At 60.2% G+C, this 16,642-nt stretch carries 19 protein-coding genes and 1 pseudogene; 6 read left to right on the plus strand and 14 right to left on the minus strand.

Going from position 1 to position 16,642, the window contains the following annotated elements; genetic code table 11:
• Positions 1 to 12 precede the first annotated feature (12 nt).
• Positions 13 to 1,035 carry an IS30 family transposase gene (locus tag OKW43_RS28115; RefSeq protein WP_429445436.1) on the plus strand — a complete coding sequence of 341 codons (1,023 nt, stop codon included), beginning with the start codon at positions 13 to 15 and terminating at the stop codon, positions 1,033 to 1,035.
• Here OKW43_RS28115 and OKW43_RS28120 read toward each other — a convergent pair.
• On the minus strand, positions 1,018 to 1,419 hold the full coding sequence (locus OKW43_RS28120) for a hypothetical protein (protein ID WP_429451053.1): 402 nt from the start codon (positions 1,417 to 1,419) through the stop codon (positions 1,018 to 1,020). The two genes, OKW43_RS28115 and OKW43_RS28120, sit on opposite strands and share 18 nt — an antisense overlap.
• A gap of 320 nt (positions 1,420 to 1,739) precedes the next feature.
• Between OKW43_RS28120 and OKW43_RS28125 the strand changes: the two genes are divergently transcribed.
• On the plus strand, positions 1,740 to 3,158 hold the full coding sequence (locus OKW43_RS28125) for a PLP-dependent aminotransferase family protein (RefSeq protein ID WP_429451055.1): 1,419 nt from the start codon (positions 1,740 to 1,742) through the stop codon (positions 3,156 to 3,158).
• Between the two features lie 95 nt (positions 3,159 to 3,253).
• On the opposite strand, the gene OKW43_RS28130 is transcribed toward OKW43_RS28125, so the two are convergent.
• Complete coding sequence (locus tag OKW43_RS28130; protein ID WP_187639425.1) at positions 3,254 to 3,457, minus strand: DUF2970 domain-containing protein; 204 nt, start codon at positions 3,455 to 3,457, stop codon at positions 3,254 to 3,256.
• A 498-nt stretch (positions 3,458 to 3,955) separates the two neighbouring features.
• Between OKW43_RS28130 and OKW43_RS28135 the strand changes: the two genes are divergently transcribed.
• Complete coding sequence (locus OKW43_RS28135; protein WP_187639424.1) at positions 3,956 to 4,267, plus strand: hypothetical protein; 312 nt, start codon at positions 3,956 to 3,958, stop codon at positions 4,265 to 4,267.
• Between the two features lie 112 nt (positions 4,268 to 4,379).
• Here OKW43_RS28135 and OKW43_RS28140 read toward each other — a convergent pair whose 3' ends face one another.
• Together OKW43_RS28140 and OKW43_RS28145 are read right to left on the minus strand one after the other, a co-directional pair.
• A complete protein-coding gene (locus tag OKW43_RS28140; RefSeq protein WP_187639423.1) occupies positions 4,380 to 5,138 on the minus strand; it encodes an H-NS family nucleoid-associated regulatory protein in 759 nt (252 codons plus the stop codon).
• Between the two features lie 472 nt (positions 5,139 to 5,610).
• On the minus strand, positions 5,611 to 5,976 hold the full coding sequence (locus OKW43_RS28145) for a hypothetical protein (protein ID WP_187639422.1): 366 nt from the start codon (positions 5,974 to 5,976) through the stop codon (positions 5,611 to 5,613).
• 753 nt (positions 5,977 to 6,729) lie between these two features.
• Here OKW43_RS28145 and OKW43_RS28150 point away from each other — a divergent pair.
• Together OKW43_RS28150 and OKW43_RS28155 are read left to right on the plus strand one after the other, a co-directional pair.
• A complete protein-coding gene (locus OKW43_RS28150) occupies positions 6,730 to 6,975 on the plus strand; it encodes a type II toxin-antitoxin system Phd/YefM family antitoxin (RefSeq protein ID WP_187639421.1) in 246 nt (81 codons plus the stop codon).
• Between the two features lie 254 nt (positions 6,976 to 7,229).
• Positions 7,230 to 8,045 (plus strand): class I SAM-dependent methyltransferase, encoded by an 816-nt coding sequence (locus OKW43_RS28155; RefSeq protein ID WP_187639420.1) that lies wholly within the window; start codon positions 7,230 to 7,232, stop codon positions 8,043 to 8,045.
• Between the two features lie 804 nt (positions 8,046 to 8,849).
• Here OKW43_RS28155 and tnpC (OKW43_RS28160) read toward each other — a convergent pair.
• The 10 genes and pseudogenes from tnpC (OKW43_RS28160) to OKW43_RS28205 form a co-directional block, all read right to left on the minus strand.
• Positions 8,850 to 10,490, minus strand: a complete 1,641-nt coding sequence (gene tnpC / locus OKW43_RS28160) for an IS66 family transposase (RefSeq protein ID WP_429451058.1) — start codon at positions 10,488 to 10,490, stop codon at positions 8,850 to 8,852.
• 90 nt (positions 10,491 to 10,580) lie between these two features.
• Positions 10,581 to 10,934: an IS66 family insertion sequence element accessory protein TnpB gene (tnpB, locus tag OKW43_RS28165; RefSeq protein WP_429445452.1), complete on the minus strand. Its 354-nt coding sequence runs from the start codon at positions 10,932 to 10,934 to the stop codon at positions 10,581 to 10,583.
• Positions 10,934 to 11,392 (minus strand): IS66-like element accessory protein TnpA, encoded by a 459-nt coding sequence (tnpA, locus tag OKW43_RS28170; RefSeq protein ID WP_429445454.1) that lies wholly within the window; start codon positions 11,390 to 11,392, stop codon positions 10,934 to 10,936. Before tnpA (OKW43_RS28170) ends, tnpB (OKW43_RS28165) begins: the two co-directional genes overlap by 1 nt.
• Before the next feature lie 146 nt (positions 11,393 to 11,538).
• Positions 11,539 to 11,742, minus strand: a pseudogene (locus OKW43_RS28175) (calcium-binding protein); the annotation flags it as partial.
• Positions 11,743 to 11,796: 54 nt separating this feature from the next.
• Positions 11,797 to 12,285: a hypothetical protein gene (locus tag OKW43_RS28180; protein ID WP_187639766.1), complete on the minus strand. Its 489-nt coding sequence runs from the start codon at positions 12,283 to 12,285 to the stop codon at positions 11,797 to 11,799.
• Positions 12,286 to 12,299: 14 nt separating this feature from the next.
• The gene (gene tnpC, locus OKW43_RS28185; protein ID WP_429451061.1) at positions 12,300 to 13,103 is read right to left on the minus strand and encodes an IS66 family transposase; all 804 of its coding nucleotides are present in this window, start codon (positions 13,101 to 13,103) and stop codon (positions 12,300 to 12,302) included.
• Positions 12,991 to 13,824, minus strand: a complete 834-nt coding sequence (locus tag OKW43_RS28190; protein ID WP_429451063.1) for a transposase — start codon at positions 13,822 to 13,824, stop codon at positions 12,991 to 12,993. The genes tnpC (OKW43_RS28185) and OKW43_RS28190 overlap by 113 nt, the downstream gene beginning before the upstream one ends.
• 65 nt (positions 13,825 to 13,889) lie before the next feature.
• Entirely contained in the window at positions 13,890 to 14,237 is a 348-nt protein-coding gene (tnpB, locus tag OKW43_RS28195; protein ID WP_147394152.1) for an IS66 family insertion sequence element accessory protein TnpB, read from the minus strand.
• A complete protein-coding gene (gene tnpA, locus OKW43_RS28200; RefSeq protein WP_187633489.1) occupies positions 14,231 to 14,641 on the minus strand; it encodes an IS66 family insertion sequence element accessory protein TnpA in 411 nt (136 codons plus the stop codon). Before tnpA (OKW43_RS28200) ends, tnpB (OKW43_RS28195) begins: the two co-directional genes overlap by 7 nt.
• Positions 14,642 to 14,694: 53 nt before the next feature.
• A complete protein-coding gene (locus tag OKW43_RS28205) occupies positions 14,695 to 15,030 on the minus strand; it encodes a hypothetical protein (protein ID WP_187639688.1) in 336 nt (111 codons plus the stop codon).
• A 748-nt stretch (positions 15,031 to 15,778) separates the two neighbouring features.
• Between OKW43_RS28205 and OKW43_RS28210 the strand changes: the two genes are divergently transcribed.
• Positions 15,779 to 16,630, plus strand: coding sequence for a class I SAM-dependent methyltransferase (locus OKW43_RS28210; protein ID WP_187639689.1), 852 nt, complete (start codon positions 15,779 to 15,781; stop codon positions 16,628 to 16,630).
• Positions 16,631 to 16,642: the final 12 nt, after the last annotated feature.

Below are 16,642 nucleotides of genomic sequence, written 5' to 3' on the forward strand. Positions count from 1 at the left end.
TAAGGTGTGCCAATGCAAAAAAGAAGTTACCAACAACTGCAGCCTGAAGAACGCATGACGATTGCAAGCATGAAGCAGCAGGGTTCGAGCGTTCAGGTCATCGCCCGAACACTCGGGCGCGCGGCGTCAACCGTGAGCCGCGAGCTGACCAGGAACACGTGTTCTGCCGTGGGCTATGCGTCTGCACCAGCGCAGGCGCTCAGCACGAGCCGACGCGAGGCTGCGCGCCCGTGTCCCAAGCTGCACCCTCAAAGCGTGTCGTGGCGCGTGGTACTCACCCTGCTGGAATGGAAGTGGTCGCCCCAGCAGATCTCAGGTACCCTCAAGCGCATGTGGCCCAACGATCCGACCCAGCATGTCTCGCACGAGACCATCTACACCGCCATCTATGCCCAGCCACGCGGCGAGCTGCGCCGCCAGCTTATCGCCTGTCTGCGCCACGGCCACAGCACGCGTATGTCACGCAAGCGGGGCACTGACCGGCGCGGCCAGATCCCCGACATGGTGAGCATCCATGTGCGCCCGCCTGAGGTCGATGACCGGGTGATGCCAGGCCATTGGGAAGGCGACTTTATCAAGGGTGCCGGCAACCAGTCTTCCGTCGGCGTGCTGGTTGAGCGCACCAGTCGCCTGGTGCTGCTGGCGAAGATGGACGACGCCACCGCCGCCTCGGCCCTGGCCGGCTTCACTGCGAAGCTGAATTCGATCGCTGCGCCCCTGCGCCAGAGCTTCACTTACGACCAGGGCAAGGAAATGACCCGCCATCAGGAGCTCAGCGCCGCCACCGGCGTGCGCGTGTACTTCTGCGATCCGCACAGCCCCTGGCAACGCGGCACCTGTGAGAACACCAACGGGCTGCTGCGTCAGTACTTGCCAAAAGGCACCGACCTCTCGATCTACAGCCAGGACGAACTCGATGCCATCGCCGACAGCCTCAACAGCCGACCGCGTGCTACGCATGCATTTCATTCGCCATTCGAGGTGTTCGAACGTATGCTCGCAACCGCTTCCATAACTTCAGCTTCCGTTCATTAACCCGCTGTTGCGCTTCACCTTTGAAACCGCCCAACAAAAGCCACTCGACCGCCCCGGCTGGATAGTCCTCCGGCCACTCTCTCTTGCCAGCAATTCCACCGCAGCACGCACCCGCAGCACCCGCAACGCCGTCTCCTCATCGCCCGCGCCCACGCTCCCTGCCCTCATTGTTTCCAACAGCGACTGCGCGCAAGCAACCCGGCCCATCGCCCGGCGTAAGCGCACGAAGCTGGAGTCAGAAATCTGCAGGTCTCTTGACGCCACTTCGATTTCGGTCATCGCGTCAGTCAGGACGTACGCGAGCAGGTCGGCGAGACGCTTCTCGGTGTGAGTGAGCGCCAACTTTCGACCGAATTCGTTGTCGTTAGGATTGAGTGTTTCCATGACCGTCAACGCCTCCTGGCATGAACTTGCTGGACGACACGGAATTCAACACATCGTTTGCGGAAATGGTGGCTTCGCGAGCCAGAACCCGTGGGACGTAGGACCGGTCGCCGCGTCCACGTGGTCGTAGCAAGGCACAGCTCAACCGACGTAACTGGGATAGCGCCCGCTCAATCGCTGCTGGCCCCACCGCAGTCGTCGCTGGCTCATCAACGGAAGCTGTAGTATTGCGGCACGGTTTCTCGGCAGACACGGCGGGAATCGCGCGAGAAAGCGTGCGCTGCGAGTTCGGTCACCGAAGAACACGGTAAGGGCAATCAATGAATCGCTACGAGACTATCGCGAAGAATCTGGCAACGCAAATCCGGGAAGGCCTTCTTCCCGCCGGAGCCAAGCTTCCGTCGCTTCGCCACCTCATCGCGCAGTACGGCGTGAGCCAGTCGACGGTATTTCGCGCCTACTCGCTCCTTGAGCAGTGGGGTCTCGTGCGCGCCGAGGAGCGTGTTGGGTATTTCGTCACTCAGGGCGCCACTGTGAACGAGACGGTTCGAGCAGAAGGACTCGCAGCGGAACCAAGGAAGGTAGACATCAGCGATTTGGTGTTCTCCGTGCTCGAATCAGCCCGGCATGCGGACATTGTGCCGTTGGGTTCAGCGTTCCCCGCTCCACAGCTCTTTCCATCTGCACGGCTTCTGAAGTCACTGGTTTCCGGCACCCGGTCGCTCACCCCATGGAACACGGTGGAAGACCTGCCGCCCGGTAACGACCATCTCCGCCAGCAAATCAGTCTTCGGTACGTTGGAACGGGCATGTCCGTGTCGCCAAACGAGATTCTCGTTACAAATGGCGCCCTCGAAGCGTTGAATCTATGTCTGATGGCCGTCACCCGGCCTGGAGACCTTGTAGCCGTGGAGTCCCCGGGTTTTTACGCCGCCCTGCAAGCAATTGAGCGGCTCGACCTTCGAGCTATAGAGATACCTGTCGACCCGGTATCCGGCCTTGACCTCGAAGCGTTACAAGGTGCGCTTGACCAGCACCCCATTCGAGCGTGCTGGTTCATGCCCAACTTCCAGAATCCGACCGGCACGTCCTTGTCGGCCGACAAGAAGCGCGCTCTGGTCGAACTACTGCGTGGACGCGAAGTACCGCTCATCGAAGACGACGTCTACCAGGAGCTTCATTTCAGCCGCGACCGTCCGCTGCCGGCCAAAGCGTTCGATACACAGGGGCTTGTCATGCACTGCAGTTCATTTTCAAAAACACTCGCGCCCGGCTATCGAGTCGGGTGGACGGCGGCTGGCCGATTCGCTGACAAAGTCAGACGGCTGAAGCTGATGACAACACTTTCTGCGTGCATTCCCGCGCAAGCAGGCGTTGCCGACTATCTGCAGCACGGAGGATACGACAGACACTTGCGCTCGCTGCGTTCGTCGCTTCAGTCGCAGCTCGAGCGAATGGAGACGGCACTGCATAAGTGGCTGCCGAGTACCGTTAGGTGGGTGCGTCCGACTGGTGGCTACATGCTGTGGCTACAGCTCCCGCAGTCTGTCAAAGCAATGGAGCTTCACGCGTTGGCGAGCGCGCGCGGTATCAGCATCGCTCCGGGGCCAATTTTCTCACCGACGCACGGCTTCCAAGACTGCATCCGGCTCAATTTCGGCCATCCTTGGGACGAGCGCTTCGAAAACGCGATTCGCGGACTCGCCGAAATCCTCGACGACCCTTCCATTCACGGCTAGTGTCACCAGTGCAGCGTCAACGGCCGGGTCTACGTCGCGAGGCGCTCTGCGGCGCTTTTGCCTTGTCCAATCCGCGTGCATGAGCGCGCTTGCAATCAGAATCCTTGCATCGAACTTGTGACGTCGGCAGTCAAATGTACGGCTCCAAAGATAAGCAAGCCAATCATCAAGGCGAGTGCGATTGCGACAAACGGCAGCAGCACCATGTTGACATTCGCCAAATCCGCCTCATGAGCAGCGCGTTTGCGTACCCCAAAAAAGCCGGCCAACACCATGCAAACCATGCGGAAAAGTTCCACGATTTCTCTCCCAGAAATCCATCTCATGCTTAATAGTCTCGTATAGCTCTCGGAATTAGAAGAAGCAGTTCTCGCCGATTCGAGGTAAGCAGGAACTGAGGGTGCAGTGGAAATGTGAACAGAGTTGGACCTGCGTTGCTGACGGCGACGCTCGCGCCCGCTGCTATCGCGACTGGCACCTATTCCCAGTTTTGGAATTCGCCTGAGGCGCGTGCGACCGCCCACATCCCAGAAGCGGGCCATTCCACCCTTTGGAAGATGCGGCATGTTCCCGGGAGTAATAACTCTTCGATGGGCCCCGGAGCGCTGGGTTCTTGGTTCTCAACCATCACACGGAGCAGTTGCAGGTCCCGACGAAGTACCGCGCACGCGGTGCACCGACATTGGTAATGTCGTGTTACGAATCTCGCACCCCCGTTTCACATGTGTCCGACGCCCCCTCCTACACTCCGAGCCGTAGTCACTGACATTGCACTCAATGTGCGAGGAGTAGCGAAGATGAACAAGAAAATTCTCGGCGCAGCGCTCGGTCTGGCAGTACTGGCAGCATCAACGGCAGCATCGGCACACGTCGACGTCGCCATTGGATTGGGCATCCCCGGAGCCGTGTATGCGCCTGCAGAACCAGTGTACGCACCGCCACCTCCCGTCGTGTATGCTCCCGCACCTGTCGCCGTCGCGTACGGCGGTGGCGACGACTGGCGAGCCCGTGAATGGCGCGAACGTCGCGAGTGGCGTGAACGTGAATGGCGCCGCCAGGAATGGCGTGAGCACGAGTGGCGCGAGCATCATGATTGGCGCGGGTATTGAAACGACGCTGGCCATCGCAACGTCAGGCAACACAGCGCAATAAACGTCGTCAGCTTGGTGTACCCGGTGGAACCACAAAATCGCTGGTCCACCGGGCATCTGACAACTACGATTAGGTCGTCAACTCGGCGCCAGACTCGACTGTGGCCACCGGAGCGGGCACGGCCACGCTCTTGCGCGGCGCTTTTTTCGCCGGCGCTTTCTTGGCCGACACCTTCGCGCTCACGGCCTTCTTGGCAGCAGTTTTCTTCGCCGTCGGGGCCTTCTTCGCAACAGCTTTCGTGACCGCCGGTTTCGCATCGCCCACCGCCGCAGCGCCGCCAATCAAGAACTTCGACCGGTCTTTGGCACCAGCCAACCACGCCGGCGCACGCCCGCGTCCACTCCACGTCGCGCCCGATTTCGGGTCACGGTACATCGCCGGTTGCGGGCCTTTCCGCTGCGCCTTGCCCGCAGTTGCACCGACTGACTTCGACGCCGTCTTCTTGACCGCAGTCTTGGCCTTGCTCACCTTTGCCGCGCCTGCAGCGACGACTGCATCAGCGCCATCCTGAACCAGGAATTTGCTACGGTCCTTCGCGTTCGCAATCCAGCCCGGAGCCCTACCGTGCCCGGACCAAGTCGCACCGGTTTTCGGGTCCTGATACTTCGCCGCAGAAGAAGCCTTCGTGACGACCGCAGCCTTTGTCCCGGGCTTCGGTCCACGCTTCTTGCCGCCAGCGTGGGCATCGATGTCGGCTGTCGTCAGTCCGTGCTTTGACATCAACGCGCGAATCTTCTCAAGTACACCACTCGATTGCTTCGCAACGAGTGCCTCTGCTTGTGCCTGCAACTTCATGATTTGTGCCTGTACCTTTTCGAGTGTAGCCATGGTTTCCCCCTTTGATGGCAGTCGCCGCACTATGCCACGGGATGCCCGAGCAACGCCAGCATCTCACTCGGCGTAGCTGAACAACCACTTGCCGGCAGGTCTCGCGGTAAGGCTTTTCCGTTCCACCATCTGCTCATCCGATATCCTCTCACGGTCGACGAACTCGATGACGAGTTGATGAGCGGATTGCCGCTATCGGGTGCAGCGTAACCCCTCACCGCCCGATTCATTGAATGTGAATCCCCGAATCACTCGCCTGAATTTGACTGTTTGCCGACGGAAGTAAGCGCAACGACGTCGACCAACCTGTCGGCATCAAAATCCGGCCACCGCTTGACGGTGGCCGGAAGTTTGCAATCAGGTGCGCACGTTCAATTCATCCTTCTCACCGGCTTGTCGCACGCATCACGATGCTTAGGCTGGTGAGCCGAAGTTCACAGCAAAGCCGGTGTTTATTCGTGTGGTAAGGACATCAAAGCTCACTCAACCATTCGTCGAATTCAAGCTCGGGAATCGTCTCCAGCACTTCCGTCAATTCCGCGTCGCCACCCTCGATGAAGTGGCACAACCGTTCCGACACCTGCCTTGCGGCCCGCATTTCCTCGCCGGACTTCAGTCCGAAATCCGCCTCGTAGCGCTGACGCTCATCGGATGAAAGCCCGTCCAACATCAGATGCGCATCGCCGAAGTACGTTTCGTCAGCGTGATTCACCACGGTTTGTCCGAAAAACCGCAGGCCTGTATCAGCCTCGCCGTTGACCGCTCTTGCGAACCAGATGGCGTGGAAGCGCCCCTGCACTGGCGTTGCCGAAGTGGTCAGTCGAGTAATCTTGTACATGCATTTCCTTTTCAGTAGGTCGTTTCACGCAAGCGGTTCCCCTGCGTACTCTAGGTCCGTTAACTCCGGACCCACCGTAATTTCCTCTCGTATGCCCGACGGCGCCACCGAACATTCGCGCTAGGATAACCGGTATAGCAAGCGCTGAAAACTCACCCCCCGCCAGCTAAAATTTCAGATAGCCGAATTCTTAAAAATTCTGTTTCGCCTTCCTCTATGTATCGTTTCTCGCGCGGCCATCCGACCCAAGGCGCGCTCGAAGCGTGCGACGGGGAACCCGGAATGAAACGACCGGTACACCGCCACACTGCGCGTGCCGTTTCGCGATGTGTCGCTGGCATGTCGAACTCGGCTTGAGAGAGAAGTCGGATTTCGTCCTTTTACGGGAAGGCCTTCCGCTTGTTCCTCAAGGAGCTCGCTTCCTTATTCTTTATAGGAAAAGGGGCTCCTTTAATATCCAGAAGACTCTTTTTTAGAAGCTGTAGCTAGGGCGGTTTAAATGTCGGGGCTGGCGGTAGCCGTCTTCAGCGTGCTGAAGTGCCTTTGGTCTGCGACAGTCGCAGCGCTCAGTTCAGTGCTGCGACTTCGTCGCCTACCTTCACGTTCATCGTCAGCATCGCAGCGCCTGGACCTGGGAGGTCGAATTACGGCGATGGGCGGAGAAGTTCTAGCAGCGTCAATGCCAGGACCTGGGGCCATATCCTACATACTCATCCTTGTCGTACCCGCCGCCCTGTTTTCAGGCGCGCATCAATGACCACCATTGCCATCAACGAAGCCGTCGCAGCCCTTCCGGCTTTGATTGCAGCCCACGAGTGCGGTGAGTTTCACGAGGTCGCCATTTTGCGTGATGGCCGCCCTATCGCGCGACTGGCGCCAATCGAGACGCAGCGCGATGGCGTTGCGCGGGGCATATTCGAGGTGGGAGATGGCACACCGTCTGAGGATGCCGAGGTAGTAGGGCCGTTCCAGTCTGATGACAAACCTGGCCCGCGCTAGGAAGTCCGCCGGAACAGGGTCGAAACACCCGGGGCTGTCTTTTGCGCAGCGACGCTATGCGTCGTACAGCGAACCCCAGTTTGATATCAATTGGCGCTGCCAACAGGCGACGTTGTTGGTGCGCCGCACCACATAGTTGCTCGCGCTTCAGTCGTCAGTCTGGATTGTTCACTCAATAGACAGACAGTACCTTTACGAGGAACATGAAGGCCCGCGCTCCAACGCGCCCGGGTGCCGAACGAGTGGAGGCAAACATGGGACAAGTCGACTTCAGCGCATTTGAGCACGAAGGCTGGGAGCGGGTCGCGCAGGCCTATGACGAGTATTTCGGTGATTTGACTGCCCAGTCGAACCACGCGATGCTCGAGGTGCTCGGCATTCAGCGAGGTTCGCGTTTTCTGGATGTAGCATCCGGCCCAGGCTACCTCGCTGCTGCAGCCAAGCTTCGCGGCGCGGATGTCGCTGGCGTGGATTTCTCCTTCGCGATGGTCGAAAAGGCGAAGCGCGTTTTTCCGGGGCTTGAGTTTCGCATCGGCGACGCCGAGGATTTGCCCTTCCCCGACGAAAGCTTCAACGCAGTGGGCATCAGTTTCGGCATGCTGCATTTTCCGCACCCCGAGCGCGCACTCGCGGAGGCGTTTCGTGTGCTGCAACCTGGCGGCAGAATCGCCTTTACGGTCTGGGCAACACCGGACAAGGCAGTCGGCTTCGGGATGGTATTCAAGGCAATCGAGAAGCACGGGACGACCGATGTGCCCGTGCCGCCGGGACCGCCCTTCTTTCGGCTCAGCGATTTGGACGAATCGAAGCGCATATTGATTGATGCGGGGTTCGTTCAATTGCATATGCGCGAGGTGGACTTGACCCTTGTGCTTCGTTTGCCGGATACACCGTTTCACGCACTCATGCGCGGTGGCGTTCGAGTCGCCGCGATGCTAAACGCCCAGACGCCGGCCGCGCTGGCGTTGATTGAACAGGCCGTGGCGCACGACGCAGAGGCATATCGGAACGACGCCGGAGAGCTGCGGATTCCCATGACCTGCGTCTTGGCTTCCGCACTCAAGGCCTAGGGCCAGCCGGTCTATACAAGCGGGTCGGTACTTCCTCGCCTTGAGTTTGCCAGCCCTGATTCTTAAACGTCCCGCATAGAGGCCCGATGACGCGCGCGACCATGAATGATTCAGCGCGTTGAAGAGTTGCGTCAATGCTGCCCTGCGTTCAATAGCATCCAAATCTGCTGCGAAGGTGTGCCACCGAGAATGCGAACGAACACCGCCCCACACTGCGAACAGATGTAGTGTTCCTCTCGTTTTGTAGCCCGCAGCGGCACAATGCCCTCGAGCGCGAGGTCGTGATGAGGAGGCTCGGCCGACGTTTTGCCGTATAGGTCAGCGCACCGTGCGCAGGGTTGAATCCAGAGGTCCATTCGCCAGTTGTCCAAAATTTCTGAGCGACACGGACTATGTCGATGCTGGTAGAACGCACGGGTTTCGAAGCGAGGAATATCTGCGACGCGGCGTCGCAAGGTAGACCATCTGGGGTAAGCGCACCATCAGCGCCCACGCCTTCAAAGTATCCGTCAGCGTAACCCGTCAGAAGTTGGAATATAGTACGAGACCAACAACGCCGCGAGAGATCAGGACGAGGTGAGCGAGATCCCGCTGCGACAGTGCGACGGCTCTCTGGATGTCAGAACGCGTAACCTTGATCGTGCCAGTAGTGCCAGTCAGCGACGGCGAGTCGTGTCGGTTGATCGTAAGCGCGAGCTTTAGCACACCGAATGGAGAATTACTTGCAAGTGACGGTCGAGCGTAGCCGCATCACTGGTTGATGGAAGCGCGCGCAGTCACGATGACGGGCGCGTGGCCAGTACGTCAGCCTGTCTCTGCCTTGGCCTGCTGTTGCCGCGCATAATTGAACGGCAACAGGTCGGTGACGTCTGCATCGGGCGCACGCTGCGGCAGCTCCGTGAGTACATGCAGCAGGTAATCGTACGGCTCGACGCCGCAAGCCCGGCACGTCAGCACCAGGCTGTAGATCGTGGCGCTGGCCTTCGCGCCATCAACCGTGTCACTGAACAGCCACGATTTTCTCGAAGTGGCAAACGGCCTTACGTCGCGCTCGATCACATTGTTATCGATGGGGGCGCAACCATCAGTGACGTAGCGACTGAGATATTCCCACTGGTTGCGCGTATAGGCAATCGCCTTGCCGAGCAGGCTTTGCGGCGTCACCTTCGGCGCCAGTTCATCGAGCCACGCCTTGAAGGCCTCGAGCAGCGGCACGCTGTGTTTTTGCCGCAATTCGTATGTATAGTCCGCACGTGTCTGGCCGGCGGGCAGATCGCCTTTGGCCAGTGCCTCAACGCGGTATAGGGTTTGGAAGTACTCAAGCGCCTTCGCCACGCGAGCATTCGGCATCTTCTGCTTGCCAGAGTCCGTCTTTTTTGTAGCCGCCTTGTCCGCCTTGACGAACAGCCTGCGCGCGTGTGCCATGCATCCGAAGTGCGTTGCATTTTTAAGCGTGCGCCAGGCACTGTAACCGTCGCTCATCAGCATGCCACTGTAGTTGCCCAGAAACTTCTTCGGATGCTCTTGGCCGCGCCCCGGCTGGTACTCGAATAACACCACGGGCTCGGCGCAGTCCTGGGCACTGCGGTAGCACCACATGTAGCTCTTGCTCAACGCGGACCTGCCGGGCTCTTTGAGTACCTGAACTGTCGTTTCATCGCCGTGGATTAGTGGCTGCGACAGCAACGTTTTATGTAGCGCATCGTACAGGCGGCTGTAGTGCAGTTCGCTGGGGCGAATGACCCAATGGGCGAGCGTGCCGCGACTCACCGGAATCTGCCAGCGTGCGAGCGCCTCCTGCATCCGGTACAACGGCATGCCGTCGACGTACTTCGCGATCGCGACCGTCGCGATCACCGATGCGTCCGCATGGCTACCCGGGATCGGCTGAATCGGCATCGGCGCAAGCATGACCGGAGTATGTTCGGCGTGCCGCTCGCAGTGTCGGCAGGCCCACTTGGAACGTACGTTTTTGCGGACTGTCCACTTGACCTCGACGTGCAACTGTTCGCTGACGTCCTCGCCGATGCGATGCATCGGATTGCCGCAACAGGGGCAGCCTCGCTGGTCCTCCGGCAGGTCGTATTCGACTGGTTCACGCGTCAGGTACGCCGGCAACGGCTTGCGTCCGGCCTTGCGTCGTTCAGGCTGGCTGGCCGATGGCAATCCGGTGTCGGGCAGCGCGGACTGGACTTCCTCATCGTTCTCGTCGCAGGGCTCGGTCCGTGCAATCTGCTCGGCTTCGTCGAACACACGATCCTTGCGTTTTTCGCTTTTCGGTGCGTAATGCTCGGCCTGCAGCAGGCGGACCTGTTCTTCAAGTTGCTCGACGCGCTGGTTCAGTTCGTCGATGTGTTTCGCGTCGTCGGCTACACGCGCTTCGAGCGCGTGGATATAGCCCTCGACGGCCCGGGGTACGTGCTTGAGGTCGAGTGCATTCTTCATGCGCTCCAGGGTAGCGAAGCGCGGCGCGTCGTAGGTTTACGTCAATTCGTTAAGGGCGCACTTCCCGTTGTTTACGTGCAACGCACCGGGCTAGCTGGCGTGCTGGTAATGGCGCACAGGATGACGGCGAAGCGCGTCGATGTCGATGCCATCGAGCAGCCAGTGAAGCTGCTGCGTCGTCAGTTCGATCACCTCCTCATGCCGTCGCGGCCAGACGAAACGGTCTTCCTCAAGCCGACGCAGCAGCAGCCAGAATCCGGTGCGATCGTACAGCAGGAGCTTGATGCGATCGCATTTGCGGTTGTGGAACGCATACACGGCGCGGGCGAGAGGGTCCATCTGCATCGAGTCCTCAATCAGGGCGGCAAGGGTATTGATGCCACAACGGAAGTCGATCGGCTCGCGGTAGAGGTAGACCCTCAGGTCATCGGCGAAGCGCAGCATCAGCGACTCCTCAACGCGTCGATCATCGCCGTGAGCAGCGCCGTATCCTGTTGGCCACATTCAAGTTCAAGACTCACCCCGTTAGGCAACTGCGCCACCAAGCGTGAGGGCAACGGCGGGCGGTGCGAGGGCCTCACTGCTTCGCGTCGCGTTGAGGCTGCCAAGGCTTCGGACGTCGCCGGTCCGGGAGGTGCGAGCTCTACGACCGGCACGAACGCCGGCACGTGAACGTCAAGGGGCTTCTCCGTGCGGCGGCACTCTCCGCGCTCGCGCTGGACCCATTTTCGCAACTGGTTGGCGTTCACGCCAGCCTTGAGAGCCAGCCCGGACACCGACACTCCTGGCCTTTGGCATGCCTCGATCAGCCGGCGCTTGTCCTCTGGATCAAAGCAGCGCCGGCCGCCTTCATCGATATGCGTGACTTTGAGAGGGAGGAAGTCAAGATCGTCTGGGGTCATGTTTGCGTCCGCAAGTTGTTGTTGCGGACACAAGCTTGACCCTCCTCAGCTGGGTTCGCCAGATGCGGAGGAATTGCCGCTTACGGTTGATCGCTGTTCACCGGGACGATCTGAGCCAGGGGTGCCACCACGTCACGTTGGCCCTACCGCGCCCAGACGAAGATGCCAACCCGACATAGGTCTTCATGAGCGAGTCCGGTGACCGAAACGTGTTCCCCCGGGTGCAGTGGTGAAGAGGCCATTGCCTGGCGAATGCCGGCCTCGAATGGAAACGAGAGCTGCTCTTCCAGATAGCAGTACCACGACATCGCCCGCTCTTCCTCGGTATAGGCGTCGACCACCACTTCCATCTCAATGCGATGTTCACGTTTTGCGTCGATCTTGGGCTACCAGAGTTGATAGGGCTATAGATCGACGATACGCCACAGCAGACCGTAGGAAACACGCCAGTGACCCTCGGAATCTGTCACGGCAATCGAGGCCGTTTTCGAGTTGAGTCTGACGATGGTGCCGACACGCTCGCTCAGGTGTTTGTCGGTGAAACCGACGGTGTCGCCGACGAGGAACTCGTCGCGTTGTGCGCGCGGTGGCGGTGCCGGTTCAGGATGAATCGGGGCTGCGCTATCGGGAACGATCGCCGCGTACGGTAGCGCCCAGCGGCGCCGGCTCGCATTGTCCTGAACGACCGCCTGTGTTTGCCGAAGCTCAACGACGGTTCCCTGCAATGGAGGGGCCAGCGGGTTGTCTGGGATATAACTGATAGCCATGCCGAGGTGCAGGCGCTGCCGTACTTCCAGGATGCGTCGGGGATCATCGAGCATTTTTCCGACGGCGAGATAAAGGCGATAGAGTTCGGCGCTGGGCGCCTGCCGGAGTGAGTCGAGAATGTCCATGAATGTGATGGCGTTTAACGGGCGAGCGGCAACAGTTCGTGCACGCGATTGACAGGATACGATGGCAGCTTCTCGAGCGTGTCCTTGAGCCACGCGTACGGCTCGAAACCGTTCAGGCGAGCCGTGCCGAGCAGCGAATACATCGTGGCGCTCGCGCGGGCGCCGCGCGGGGAGCCCGCGAAGAGCCAGTTCGCCCTTCCGAGGGCAATGGGTCTGATTTGCCGCTCGAGAGCGTTGTTGTCCGGCAGCAGGATACCGCTCTCAGTGTAGCGAACGAGCGCCGGCCAGTGACGTAACGCATAGCCGAAGGCCTTTGCAAGCGGCGCCTGAGCCGGCAAGCCGATGACGTTGCCTTCCAGCCATTGCCGGAACAGCACGAGTAGCGGCAGTGCCTCAGTTTGCCGCGCCGCATATTTGAGCTCAGGCGTCTGGTCCTTGATCCGCGACTCGATCGCATACAACTGCGTGATCCACTGCAGCGCCTGCGCTGCAAGTCCCGGTTTGCTTTGCGCCTTCGCGATTTCGAAGAAGCGTCGGCGGCAATGGGCCCAACATCCAACCTCGACGATATCTCCGGTTTCGTAGAGTGCGCCATGTCCACTGTATGCGTCGGCCTGCAGATAGCCTTTGTACTTTTGCAGGTAGCGCAGCGGATGCGAACCGGAGCGCGACTCAGCGAATTCGAACACGACCGCCGGCGGGTGGTCAACCCAGACACCGTTCTCCTCGCGCTGCCCCGCGCCCAGGTATCCCCATAATCGTGCGGTGCGCGTCGCCGTGCGACCCTTCTCGAGTAACGGCAGCGTTGTGTCGTCCACGTGCATGCGCGGGGCCTGCAACTGGTGAGCCGCGTAGCGGCGGCAGCAGCACTTCGAGCAGCTCGGCTGCCGCCAGCTTCCATTCACACAGCGTTGCCCGGGGCAGGTACACACCACGGCGCGCGTAGCGCGTCTCCTGGCGATTCAAGGGAAGATGATCGACGTAGGTATTGACCAGGATGTTAGCCAGCAGGCTCGCGCTCGCATTGCTCTTCGGCAGCGGTGAAGGCTGGGCGCTCGCCGTCACGATGGTCGACTCACCATCCTTCTTCGCCGCGTATCTGAAGCGGATGTGCTCAATGACGGTGAGCCTGGATGGCTCGTAGTGCAGCGTCTCGCTGCGCTCTTCGCCGATGCATTCGAGTGAATCGAATGCCGCCTTCTGTTCGTCGCTCAGATCGTATTCAATGCGCGTGCGCGGCAGGTCCTTCGGCAGGGCAGGACGTCCCTTGCGGGTGTGGCCTGCAACCGGAACCTCATCCGGCTCGGGCGGAACCGGTAACTCCGTAGCGGCATCGAACAGATCCGCCTGGGCCGCCAGCCGCTCGGAGCTGACCCCGAAGTGCGCGCGGTTCGCCTGGGCAATCTGGTGCTGCAGGATTTCCAGTTGCTCCCACAGCACGCATGCCAGCCTGTTCTGTTCGAGCGCGAAGGCTTGCAGCGCATCGGGCTCGACCGGCAAATCCGCGACAGTGATGGCGGTGGGCGGCATGCCTGTCATGATGCCCAACTCGCGCGACGTTTACAAGATCGGAGAGCGTTGTATCTGCGCAGGCAATAGCCAGTTCAGCTCACGCGCTTCACTGCGACGGCACGATGCGGCTCGCGCGCCGGGATCTCGATGCCTTCCAGCCAGGCGTTGAGTTCAGCGAGCGTGAAGCCACGTTGGGCGAGTGACGACGGTGATGGAAAATGTCCGTGTTCAAGCCGCTTGTACCAGAGCGCGAAACCGGTGCGATCCCAATATAAGCACTTGACCTTCGTGCGATCCCGACCAACGAACACGAACAGATTGCCAGAGGCCGGCTTCTGGGCCAGAAGCGGTTCGACCAGATACGACAGTGTGTCGATCGACTTGCGCATGTCGACCGGATCACGGCAGATGTAGGCACGAACGTCGGCGGCGATCAGCAACGCGCACCTCCAAGCTGCCCGAGCACGAAGCGCACGATGCGCTCGGCGTGCGCGCCCGTCAGTTCGATGCGAACGCCGGCGAGGGACAGCGTCACCCGATCACGCGTAGACGACGTGTCCACTGTCGGTGATGGCACCGCTGGCGGCGCCCCGATGCCCGCATGGGCAACGACGAACGCCGCGTCAGGGGTGACCGCCAGCGGACGCTCGGTTTCATCCTCCAGGTTCGACAGTTTCTTGCGCCACAGATCGAACGTACTGACGGCAAGTCCCTGCTCACGGCAGAAGTGACGCTCGCCAAGTCCGCTTCCTTTCCATGCCATGACCATCTCTCGCCAGAACGCCTCGCCCTGCCGAGGCCGCCGCGTGCCCGTCGATACAGTCTCTCCCGCGGTGTTCTCCATCGCATTGCTCCGTCGTTACGATGGCTACACCTTCGCACCGCGCGTACGTGCGTTCAAGACGGGATGCGCTGACGGATACCCTTCAAATACCAACAAGGAATCGATGTCTTTCGCGGCCGGTCCCCAAATGGGTTGCCGATTTCTTTCACTGTGGTATTGAGGTCGCGTTCCACACGCGTGGCCTTGAGCACGCGCTCGATGTCGCGCTCGAAACTGACCGCGTTGCCGAAGTGAGTCATGTTCCAGTTGCAGCTTGTCTTGTCAGCTTCATGCAACTGCGGCCCCGGCACACGAATCTTTACGCCATCCTCCATGATTTTCTGCAGTCGATGGATTCCCCGATTGACCTCCTGCTGTAGCCGCGAGGCATTGAGCGTCTTGCGTATCATCCGAGTCTTCTTCCAGTTGCTCAAGCCAGTCAAGCGCAAGTGAGGCGTTGCGCAACTTGCCGCTGAGATGCAAAGTGCCAGGAAAAGGAACGGTGCGGGCGTCGGACTAACTTGTTGCCGAAAAGCTACCCGCCGCGCGAAGCTGGGCGTCCTACGGCCGTCTCGCCACGCCAGCAGCGGGTGGAAACACGTTCCAGTAGCCGTCGTCGTGTTCAAAGAAGAACAGTGCGTGGAGACCCGTCACTTGTAAGGTTTCCACACGTACGTAACGCCCTCTGCCAAAGCGGCTATGCCCAAACGCGGTTACATGCACTGGCGCGGTGGGAGCAAGCCATTTTTCAACCTGGTACCGCAGTGACGCCGTTTTCGTGTCTTTCATCCGCTGCACCCTTGCATCGGCGCTTTTACAGCCCAGTCGCCCGATAGGCGAAAACGCCGTGACGCACCGGCCGCCTTCGAGGTATGACGCATTTTTCCGCACCGCATCCAGAGGCAGGAAACTACTTGAACTATAGTGCCAAAAGTTGACATTGGCATTTGTTTCAGCGGGACCGCAACACAAACAAGCGTAGCCCAAAAGCGGCTGTTCGGCGGCCTCGGGTGACGCTTGTTGGTGCGGCGCACCACACATTCGTTTGCTCTTTGCGTCGCCGACCCTGGATTGTTTTCCCGATAGGCAGACATACCCTTACGAGGAACATAAGCCTGCGCAGCAACTTGCCAACGTGTCGGACCGGTGGAGGTAAGCATGGGGCAACTCGACTTCAGCGCCTTCGAGCACGAAGGTTGGGAGCGGGTCGCGCAGGCCTATCATACGTATTTCGGTGATTTGACCACCCAGTCGAACCACGCAATGCTCGAGACACTCTGCCTTCAGCGAGGCGCGCGTTTTCTCGACGTTGCATGCGGCCCTGGCTACCTCGCCGCTGCCGCCGCGCGGTGCGGCGCGGATGTCGCCGGCGTGGATTTCTCGGTTGCGATGGTTGAAAAGGCGAGACGTGTCTTTCCGGGACTTGAGTTCCGCGTCGGCGACGCGGAGGATTTGCCATTTCCCGACGAAAGCTTCGCGGCAGTGGGCATCAGCTTCGCATTGTTGCATTTTCCGCACCCCGAGCGCGCGCTCGCGAAGGCGTTTCATGTACTGCAACCTAACGGCAGAATCGCCTTCACGGTATGGGCGACACCGGAGAAGGCAGTGGGCTTCGCCATGGTGTTGAAGGCCATCGAGAAGCATGGGACGACCGATGTTCCCGTCCCTCCGGGACCACCCTTCTTCCAGTTCAGCGATTGGCAGGAATCAGCACGCGTGTTGCTCGATGCCGGGTTCGTCCAACCGGGCGTGCGGGAGCTGGACCTTACCCTCGTGCTTCATGCTCCCGATACACCCTTTCATGCCCTCATACGCGGTGGCGTGCGGTTTGCCGCGTTGCTGAACGCCCAGACGTCGGCCGCCCTGAAGTCGATTGAACGGGCCGTCGCACACGACGCAGAGGCGTATCGCAGCGATGGTGGGGAACTGCGGCTTCCCATGAGCTGCGTTCTCGCTTCCGCTCTCAAGACTTTGGGGGACGCGGATTTATCTGAACGGGCCCGCGGCTAGAATTTGCCAAGC

Origin of the sequence: Paraburkholderia sp. WC7.3g, from assembly GCF_050436345.1 — a bacterium.
Taxonomy (GTDB): Bacteria; Pseudomonadota; Gammaproteobacteria; order Burkholderiales; family Burkholderiaceae; genus Paraburkholderia; species Paraburkholderia podalyriae.

Coding starts and splice junctions, on each gene's coding strand:
- OKW43_RS28155 (WP_187639420.1), top strand. CDS start 7,230: ATGGGACAAGTCGACTTCAGCGCATTTGAGCACGAAGGCTGGGAGCGG.
- OKW43_RS28190 (WP_429451063.1), bottom strand. CDS start 13,824: ATGACAGGCATGCCGCCCACCGCCATCACTGTCGCGGATTTGCCGGTC.
- OKW43_RS28180 (WP_187639766.1), bottom strand. CDS start 12,285: ATGGACATTCTCGACTCACTCCGGCAGGCGCCCAGCGCCGAACTCTAT.
- OKW43_RS28135 (WP_187639424.1), top strand. CDS start 3,956: ATGAACAAGAAAATTCTCGGCGCAGCGCTCGGTCTGGCAGTACTGGCA.
- OKW43_RS28145 (WP_187639422.1), bottom strand. CDS start 5,976: ATGTACAAGATTACTCGACTGACCACTTCGGCAACGCCAGTGCAGGGG.
- OKW43_RS28115 (WP_429445436.1), top strand. CDS start 13: ATGCAAAAAAGAAGTTACCAACAACTGCAGCCTGAAGAACGCATGACG.
- tnpC (WP_429451058.1), bottom strand. CDS start 10,490: ATGAAGAATGCACTCGACCTCAAGCACGTACCCCGGGCCGTCGAGGGC.
- OKW43_RS28210 (WP_187639689.1), top strand. CDS start 15,779: ATGGGGCAACTCGACTTCAGCGCCTTCGAGCACGAAGGTTGGGAGCGG.
- OKW43_RS28205 (WP_187639688.1), bottom strand. CDS start 15,030: ATGATACGCAAGACGCTCAATGCCTCGCGGCTACAGCAGGAGGTCAAT.
- tnpB (WP_429445452.1), bottom strand. CDS start 10,934: ATGCTGCGCTTCGCCGATGACCTGAGGGTCTACCTCTACCGCGAGCCG.
- OKW43_RS28125 (WP_429451055.1), top strand. CDS start 1,740: ATGAATCGCTACGAGACTATCGCGAAGAATCTGGCAACGCAAATCCGG.
- OKW43_RS28150 (WP_187639421.1), top strand. CDS start 6,730: ATGACCACCATTGCCATCAACGAAGCCGTCGCAGCCCTTCCGGCTTTG.
- OKW43_RS28140 (WP_187639423.1), bottom strand. CDS start 5,138: ATGGCTACACTCGAAAAGGTACAGGCACAAATCATGAAGTTGCAGGCA.
- tnpA (WP_429445454.1), bottom strand. CDS start 11,392: ATGACCCCAGACGATCTTGACTTCCTCCCTCTCAAAGTCACGCATATC.
- OKW43_RS28120 (WP_429451053.1), bottom strand. CDS start 1,419: ATGGAAACACTCAATCCTAACGACAACGAATTCGGTCGAAAGTTGGCG.
- tnpA (WP_187633489.1), bottom strand. CDS start 14,641: ATGGAGAACACCGCGGGAGAGACTGTATCGACGGGCACGCGGCGGCCT.